The following is a 7,782-nucleotide window of genomic DNA, read 5'->3' as shown; positions in this document are numbered from 1 at the left end:
TCGTATAAATAAGTTTGCAGAATAATCGTCGCGCTTATTTCATCTATAAGTGCCTTATCTCTACGCTTTTTCTTTTTGAGTCCGCTGTCTATCATAGACTGAAATGCCATTTTTGAGGTGAACCGTTCATCTATTCTTTTTACCGGCATTTTCGGAAATTTTTTAGTAAAAACTTTTAAAAATTCCTGTATATACACCTCACTTTCAGAAGCTGAATCATCTTTTTGCTTGGGTTCTCCCACCAACACCAATTCAACATTTTCTGCAGTAAAATATTTCTCAAGAAATTCAAGCAATTCAGGAGTCTTTACTGTAGTAAGTCCCGAAGCAATCATTTTTAGTTCATCACTTACGGCAATACCGGTGCGTTTTGTCCCAAAATCAAGTGCCATAATTCGTGCCATCTGCAAAATTTGCGCAAAGGTAATGTTTATATTGCTTTACCACCAAAATTTAGCCTTAAGCTCTTATATTTGCTAAAAATCAAGAAAAATGGATCATTTAGAAGCTAAGATCAATGAAGCCTGGGAAAACCGGGATTTACTAAAAGAGACAGAAACCATAAAGGCCATTCGCGAAGTTGTATCTCTATTAGATGCAGGTAAATTAAGAACCGCCGAACCTACCAAAAACGGTTGGCAGGTAAACGAATGGGTGAAAAAGGGAGTGGTGCTTTATTTCCCTATCCAAAAAATGGAAACCTTAGAGGCCGGGATTTTTGAATACCATGATAAAATTCCATTAAAGAGAGGTTATAAAGAAAAGGGAATTCGAGTGGTTCCTAATGCTGTAGCACGACATGGAGCCTATATTTCCAGCGGAGTAATCATGATGCCTAGTTATGTAAATATTGGCGCTTATGTAGACGAAGGTACCATGGTAGATACCTGGGCTACCGTTGGTAGTTGCGCTCAAATTGGTAAAAACGTTCATCTTAGTGGTGGCGTTGGAATTGGTGGTGTTTTAGAGCCATTGCAAGCTGCACCGGTAATTATTGAAGATAATGCATTTTTAGGATCAAGAAGTATTGTGGTTGAAGGTGTTAAAGTTGAAAAAGAAGCCGTTTTAGGCGCGAATGTAGTGCTAACTGCTTCAACTAAAATTATTGATGTTACCGGCGATGAACCTAAAGAAATGAAAGGAATTGTACCGGCAAGATCGGTAGTTATTCCGGGTAGTTATACCAAGAAATTCCCTGCAGGAGAATATAATGTACCCTGCGCCCTTATTATTGGAAAACGAAAAGAGTCTACCAATAAAAAGACTTCGCTAAATGATGCTTTGCGCGAATATAATGTCGCGGTGTAATTTTAGCTATAGGAAAGCTACGAGTAGAATTGCCAATGAAAATACTTATAATTCAGCAAAAAATGATTGGGGATGTTCTTACATCCTCAATCTTATTTGAAGCCATTCGGAAGAAGTATCCGGAAGCTGAATTACATTATCTAATTTACCCGCATACTAAACCCGTAATAGAAAATAACCCTTTTATAGACAAGGTTATTTCGTTTCATCCACAGAAATATAAAAATCCGTTTAATTTTCTCAAATTTCTTTTTAAGATTAGAAAAGAAAAGTACCAGGTGGTTATAGATGTTTACTCTAAAGCAAACTCAGCTATCATTACTGCGTTTACTAATGCTGAAATGAGGATTTCCTATAAAAAATGGTATACTTCATTTTTATATAATAGGGTATTTAATAGAAATATAAAGCCAGAAATTGAAGCTGGGGTAGCTATAGAAAAACGCCTTCAGTTTTTAAAGCCTTTAAATTTAGACCCAACTTTAGCCATAAAACCTAAAATATATTTAACTGAAGAAGAATCACTACAAGCGAAAAATATATTAGATGATAAAGGGCTTTTAGGTGAAACATCACTTTTTATGATTTCAGTACTGGGAAGTTCTCCAGAAAAGACCTATCCGGCAGAGTATTTGGCTCAATTATTAGATGTAATTGTACAGGAAACCTCTGGAAATCTTTTATTTAATTATATTCCTTCTCAAACAGAAAAAGCTTTAGAAGTTTATAATCATTGCCTGCCTGTAACGCAACAACATATTCATCTAAAGATTTTCGGAAAAAGTTTGCGTGAATTTATGGCTTTAACAAGCTATTGCGATGCTATGATAGGCAATGAGGGAGGTGCCATAAATATGGCAAAAGCACTTAAAATTCCCACTTTCGCAATTTTTTCGCCTTCAATTAAAAGAATAAACTGGAATATTTATGAAGATGGACTAAAACAGGTGTCTACTCATCTTGAAGACTATTTTCCCGAAGAATTTAAAAACAAATCTAAACAACAGATACGCAAAAAAACTCCGGCACTTTACAAAAAATTTAAACCGCATTTTATTAAGCCTTATTTAATAACCTTTCTGGAAAGACTTAAATAATGAATTATAAATTCTTAATATATATAAGTTATAGCTATGCATTTCCCATTGGAGAGCCTTTAGAAAAGGAAATCCAAAAGCGGGGGTATGAGATAAAATGGTTTGCCGATGTAGAAGAAACCAAAGCAAAGTTTAGTGAAGACAAAGCGGTTTTACAAAATATCCAGTCGGTTATAGATTACCAACCGCATATTATTTTAAGTATTACCAATAATATTGCCGATTTCCTGCCGGGTTTAAAAGTGCAGGTTTTTCATGGTATAGCTCCGAGTAAACGAAATTTTACTAAAGGACATTTTAGAATTCGTGGTTTTTTTGATCTTTATACCACGCAAGGACCATTTACTACTAAACCCTTTAAAGATCTACAAAAAAAACATCAGCATTTTGAAGTAGTTGAAACAGGTTGGCCCAAACTTGACCCCTTATTTCCACTGGTAGAAGTGCCTCACGAGAAACCAACAATTTTAGTATCCTCCACTTTTAGTAAAAAGCTTAGCCTGGCTTATAACGACGAAGTGATTAAGGAAATAGAACGTATTTCTAAAAATGGAGAATGGCAATTTAAGGTTGTGCTTCATCCTAAATTACCCCAGGAAAGGCTTGATAAATTTAGGGAAATTGAAAACGAGAACCTTAAGTATTATGACACCACAGATCTAATTCCGTTGTTCCAGGAAAGCGATGTGCTTTTAGCAGATTCAACCTCGGTGGTTACTGAATTTCTGCTTCAGGAAAAACCGGTAGTAACTTTTAGAAACAGCCAGCCCGGCCCGCATTTAATTAATATAACTGAAGTTGATAAAATTGAAAATGCTTTACAAAATGCACTTGATCCTGATGTGAGTTTATTGGAAGAAATTCGAGAATTCAATGCAAACATGCATCCTTATAAAGATGGCAAATCCAGCGAACGACTTATTGAAGCTGCTATAGATTTCTTACACGCCGATAAAAGCTATTTAAAACCAAAACCATTAAATATTATTCGAAAAATGAAAGTGCGTAAAAACCTGGGCTTCTACCCCTTAAAAACTTATCGTAAACCTCCTACCTATTAATTAAGGAGATATTTTTCAATGATTAAAATTCCGTAGCTGTAATTTCGGAAGTCATTTAAACAGGAAATAACTTTATTCTGGAAATATTTAAACCCCGATTACTTATTTTTATAAACGCCAATAAAAGCTTTAAAATCTTTGTAATATCTTTTACTTGTTAAGCTTAGCCTGTTTTTAAAGCTCAAAAATCTCCAGGAATTAAAGCTGACCAAGTTCTCCGTAATTTCTGCAGTTCGTTCTTTTGAAATATGGAATTCATAAAGTTTTTTAGGGTCTACATTTCCGTAGCCAGAAAATCTATTTACTTTATTTTTTGAGTGAATAATACTCAACCAGAGTCTTTGGTTTTTAATTCTGGTCATATTTTTCTCATATTTCCAGGAACCATGACGATTTCTAAACCAAACCGTTTTAAAATCTTCCTTTTTTTCTATGAGACTAATAAAAGGGTTATTCAATTTTGTTAAGGCCCCTAAACGTGTGTGTTTTCCTGTTTCCAGGGTATAGCCATCAATAACATCAAGCGCCTGGTGATCTTGTTTTTTAAAATAGCTTTGCACTACATTGGTATAATTCTCATGAATACAATCATCGTTATCTAGCCGGGAGGTAATTATATATTCCTGGGAATCGAGCTTATTAATATTATTTACAATTTCCGGTAAAAAATTATTCATTCCGTCAATAAAAAATGGAAGAAAATTATCGTAAGATTTTCTATAATTCTCTACTTTTTCTTTATAAACTTCAGGAGTATTAATATCAAAGAAAACTAACCATTTAAAATTTTGATTAGTTTGATTTTTAACCGATGTAAAGCAAAAATTTTCAAATAAATCAAAGCGCTCTTCTAACCATTCTTCGGTGAGTACTTTTTCGTTATTTTTTGTGGTAGTCCAGTCTTCAGCTCTTAAATTAAAGCGTGTAAGAATATAGTGTTGAAACATAATTGTAAATTATAATTGACTCTCTAAAGTTTGAATTTTTTCTTAAATGCTTTTTTGCGAACAAAACTTTCCTGGAATTTTCTAATATAAAACCACATTGCTTCAAAAACCTCTTCTTCATTTTTATCAATGTGCTTCGCATATTCGTTGGCCATAATTCTCACCACCTCCTTTTCTTGCGTTAGCCTGGAGAAATTTTTCATTCGTTCTGAAAAATTAAGAGCTTTAAAATTCATTCTATTTAAATCTACCAGAAAAAATTTAGGATTCCCCTCATTTAATCTGATGAGTGTATTACCGGGTGAATTATCCAGAAACTCAATTTCTTTCTCGTGAAGTTCAAAAATAAACCGGGTATATGCTCTTAAAATGGCTTCGTGACCGGCTTTATTTAAATCAATCTCTCTGTATGTCAAATCATAACTCAGCTGCTCACTTAAATAAAAACTTCGTGAAAAAGAAAAAGCAGTAGTTTCTTCTACATAAGCAATAGGCTGAGGAGTACCTACGTTTTTACTCAATAAATATTCAGCATATTTAAAAGAACGTTCGGCTTTAGATTTTCTAACAAAGCGATAAGCAATTTTATTTACGGCATTGGGAATTTTAAAAGATTTCACGTTAATCTTAATTCCATTCAATTCAAATAATTTCAGTTTATTACGCTTCCCGTCTACCAGCATGTCACCGGTTTCATTAAAATTGTGAATTAAATTTTCAATTTCAGCCTGGAGATGCCGGTGATTTTCTGAAGTTATAATTTTCATAGAAACTAATTAAGCTAAAATCGCTATAGCGGCAAATTTAGGATATAATATATCCAAAAGTATAAATAGCGACCAAATATTATGAATACAGCCGCGTTTTTATTGAATTTGAATTCAAATAATGAATTAGGTTAAGCGAGATATGGTTTAGAATAATTAAACTACAAATTTAATATTATATTCGCCCCTAAAGTTAATATGACGAAATGAGCGCCGCAGTTGTGATTCCTGTTTACAAGCAAGAAATGTCTAAAATGGAAGAAATTTCATTGATGCAATGCTTAAAAATTCTAGGCGATTTTCCAGTATTTATTATTTGTCCAGAAAACTTTAATAAACAATCTTACGAAAAATTTAATCTAACTTTTGAAGAATTTGAAGCTCATTATTTTAAAGATATTTCGGGTTATAGTAGCTTAATGTTAGCCTCTCCCTTTTACGAACGCTTTCTAAATTATGACTATATTTTAATTCATCAATTAGATGCTTTTATCTTTAAAAATGAATTAGAAAATTGGTGTAGTAAATCTTACGATTATATTGGAGCACCCTGGTTGGCTACCAATAACCTTACTTCCCAAATCTTGAAACCTTTTCAATCTAAAAAGAAGAAAAAAAGGGCTCCTATTTTTTATAAGGTAGGAAATGGAGGGCTTTCCCTGCGTAAAACACAGGTTTTTTATCAAATCTCCCAAGAACTTGCGCCTTTAATTAAAGAACAGCTTGAGAAAAAAGATGAAATTTATGCTATTGAAGATGTGTTTTGGTCTTTAAAAGCACCTGAATATTTCCCAAATTTCAACATTCCCGATTACAAAACTGCTGCTGCATTTGCGCTGGATAGAAAACCTAAAATTGGTTTAAAAATAAATGCAGGCCAATTACCATTTGGTTGCCACGGATTTAATAAACCAAAAGTTGTTGATTTCTGGATGCCAATAATTAGAGCGCAATTTCAAAAGAAATAAGCGATAACAAATACTGTAACCCGGCCTTGACATTAAAATATTTGTAATTTTACCGTAGTTTTGTCCTTAATTCCAGTCCAAATAATCAACTATAAAATATGAATATTCTCCATCTTTCGGCTGTTAGAAACTGGGGCGGTGGGGAAAAACATATTGAGAATTTATGTTTGGAACTGGCTGAATCAAACCCGGAAGTAAACAATTTTGTTCTATGCAAAAAAGGTGATCTATTTGAAAAAAGCCTTCAAAAGAATAACCTGCCGTATGCCGCTGCGCCTATTATAACCAATTTTGATTTTCGGTATATTATTAAATTAATTAGCCTGGTTAAAACAAAACAAATTAACCTTATTCATATTCACGATCCTACAGCACTGGCTTTTGCTGTGTTCGCAGATAAGTTTACATCACTACCACCTTTTATCTTCAGCAAAAAAACCTCTTTTCCTATTAGAGATAGAAAACGTACCCTTTACAAATACAATTATCCAAAAATTAAAAAGATACTTTGTGTTTCAGAAAAGAGTAAAAATATAATTGGAGAAAACATTAATGAGCCTTCAAAACTTATAAAAATCTATCACGGTTTTAGACTGGAAAGAGAGCAATTTAAGACCACGAGGGAAGCTCTTTTAGCCGAATTGGATATTCCGAAAGGGAAAACCATTATTGGAAACATCGCTAACCATATTTGGCCAAAAGACCTGGAAACTTTTCTGAAAGTTGTGCACCATTTAATTTATACCCAAAACCGCACAGATCTTTACTTTGTACAAATTGGATTTTATTTTAGGGAAACCCCGCATTTGTTGAAACGACTGAAAGAACTAAGGCTGGAAGACCACGTTAAATGCTACGGATTTAAAAATAATGCATCAAGATTCTTTAAAATTTTTGATTATTTCCTTTTAACCTCCCAGGTAGAAGGTCTCCCCAATGTAATCTACGAAGCTTTTTACCACAAAGTTCCTGTAATTGCTACAAATGTGGGTGGAATTCCCGAAATTGTGAGCCATTTAGAAAACGGACTTTTAGCCGATGCTTTTGATGCTGAAAAACTGGCTGAACATATCCTGTTTTTAGAAAAAAACCGGGAGTTAATTCCGCGTTTTACTGAAAATGCCCATAGAAAATTGGTAGAAAATTTTACTACTAAACAAATGGCAAAACAAACACTACAAGAATACAAAAACGTCCTTTATGGAAGATCTTAAAACCGAAATACAAAACGCCTTAGCCACTTTAAAACGCGGCGGACTTATACTCTACCCTACCGATACGGTTTGGGGAATTGGTTGCGATGCCACCAATGCTGAAGCGGTAGAAAAAGTTTATAAACTTAAAAATCGCCACGAAAGTCAGGCGTTAATTTGCCTGGTTTCAGATTATAAAATGCTCAATCAATTTGTAGAAGATGTGCCGGAAGTAGCTTACGACATCTTAAAGTTTGCCAGAAAACCCACTACCATTATTTATGATGATCCTATTAGGGTAGCCGAAAATTTAATTGCCGATGATAATTCTTTGGCAATTAGGGTTTCAAAAGATAAATTCAGTAACGATTTGGCAAAAAGATTTAGAAAACCAATTGTTTCTACATCGGCCAACATAAGTGGTGAAAAAACACCCGGATC

The 7,782-nt window shown here is 33.7% G+C and carries 9 protein-coding genes; 6 read left to right on the top strand and 3 right to left on the bottom strand.

Annotated elements, in window-relative coordinates; translation table 11 throughout:
* A partial coding sequence (gene ruvX, locus AACZ30_RS11660; RefSeq protein ID WP_339649515.1) for a Holliday junction resolvase RuvX occupies nt 1-404 on the bottom strand: 404 nt, incomplete at its 3' end.
* A gap of 88 nt (nt 405-492) precedes the next feature.
* Here ruvX and AACZ30_RS11655 point away from each other — a divergent pair.
* The 3 genes from AACZ30_RS11655 to AACZ30_RS11645 are packed head-to-tail and all read left to right on the top strand — an operon-like array spanning nt 493 to nt 3,466.
* Nucleotides 493-1,308: a 2,3,4,5-tetrahydropyridine-2,6-dicarboxylate N-succinyltransferase gene (locus AACZ30_RS11655; protein WP_075326268.1), complete on the top strand. Its 816-nt coding sequence runs from the start codon at nt 493-495 to the stop codon at nt 1,306-1,308.
* 35 nt (nt 1,309-1,343) lie between these two features.
* Entirely contained in the window at nt 1,344-2,405 is a 1,062-nt protein-coding gene (locus tag AACZ30_RS11650) for a glycosyltransferase family 9 protein (protein WP_339649514.1), read from the top strand.
* Nucleotides 2,405-3,466, top strand: coding sequence for a CDP-glycerol glycerophosphotransferase family protein (locus AACZ30_RS11645; protein WP_208224956.1), 1,062 nt, complete (start codon nt 2,405-2,407; stop codon nt 3,464-3,466). The genes AACZ30_RS11650 and AACZ30_RS11645 overlap by 1 nt, the downstream gene beginning before the upstream one ends.
* Nucleotides 3,467-3,564: 98 nt before the next feature.
* On the opposite strand, the gene AACZ30_RS11640 is transcribed toward AACZ30_RS11645, so the two are convergent.
* Nucleotides 3,565-4,413 carry a glycosyltransferase gene (locus AACZ30_RS11640; RefSeq protein ID WP_339649513.1) on the bottom strand — a complete coding sequence of 283 codons (849 nt, stop codon included), beginning with the start codon at nt 4,411-4,413 and terminating at the stop codon, nt 3,565-3,567.
* Nucleotides 4,414-4,436: 23 nt separating this feature from the next.
* Complete coding sequence (locus tag AACZ30_RS11635; protein WP_339649512.1) at nt 4,437-5,180, bottom strand: lipopolysaccharide kinase InaA family protein; 744 nt, start codon at nt 5,178-5,180, stop codon at nt 4,437-4,439.
* A 206-nt stretch (nt 5,181-5,386) separates the two neighbouring features.
* Here AACZ30_RS11635 and AACZ30_RS11630 point away from each other — a divergent pair, with 206 nt between their 5' ends.
* The 3 genes from AACZ30_RS11630 to AACZ30_RS11620 all read left to right on the top strand — a co-directional run.
* A complete protein-coding gene (locus AACZ30_RS11630; protein WP_339649511.1) occupies nt 5,387-6,148 on the top strand; it encodes a DUF5672 family protein in 762 nt (253 codons plus the stop codon).
* Between the two features lie 98 nt (nt 6,149-6,246).
* On the top strand, nt 6,247-7,362 hold the full coding sequence (locus AACZ30_RS11625; RefSeq protein ID WP_339649510.1) for a glycosyltransferase family 4 protein: 1,116 nt from the start codon (nt 6,247-6,249) through the stop codon (nt 7,360-7,362).
* Nucleotides 7,349-7,782: L-threonylcarbamoyladenylate synthase (locus tag AACZ30_RS11620; protein WP_339649509.1), on the top strand; the 434-nt coding region annotated here is incomplete at its 3' end. The genes AACZ30_RS11625 and AACZ30_RS11620, both read left to right, overlap by 14 nt.

Origin of the sequence: uncultured Salegentibacter sp. (assembly GCF_963972535.1) — a bacterium.
Taxonomy (GTDB): domain Bacteria; phylum Bacteroidota; class Bacteroidia; order Flavobacteriales; family Flavobacteriaceae; genus Salegentibacter.
This window is presented reverse-complemented; position numbering and strand designations above follow the sequence as displayed.

Excerpts from the sequence above, each read along its gene's own strand:
- AACZ30_RS11625 (WP_339649510.1), top strand. The coding sequence starts at position 6,247 with ATGAATATTCTCCATCTTTCGGCTGTTAGAAACTGGGGCGGTGGGGAA.
- AACZ30_RS11630 (WP_339649511.1), top strand. The coding sequence starts at position 5,387 with ATGAGCGCCGCAGTTGTGATTCCTGTTTACAAGCAAGAAATGTCTAAA.
- AACZ30_RS11635 (WP_339649512.1), bottom strand. The coding sequence starts at position 5,180 with ATGAAAATTATAACTTCAGAAAATCACCGGCATCTCCAGGCTGAAATT.
- AACZ30_RS11640 (WP_339649513.1), bottom strand. The coding sequence starts at position 4,413 with ATGTTTCAACACTATATTCTTACACGCTTTAATTTAAGAGCTGAAGAC.
- AACZ30_RS11655 (WP_075326268.1), top strand. The coding sequence starts at position 493 with ATGGATCATTTAGAAGCTAAGATCAATGAAGCCTGGGAAAACCGGGAT.
- AACZ30_RS11645 (WP_208224956.1), top strand. The coding sequence starts at position 2,405 with ATGAATTATAAATTCTTAATATATATAAGTTATAGCTATGCATTTCCC.
- AACZ30_RS11650 (WP_339649514.1), top strand. The coding sequence starts at position 1,344 with ATGAAAATACTTATAATTCAGCAAAAAATGATTGGGGATGTTCTTACA.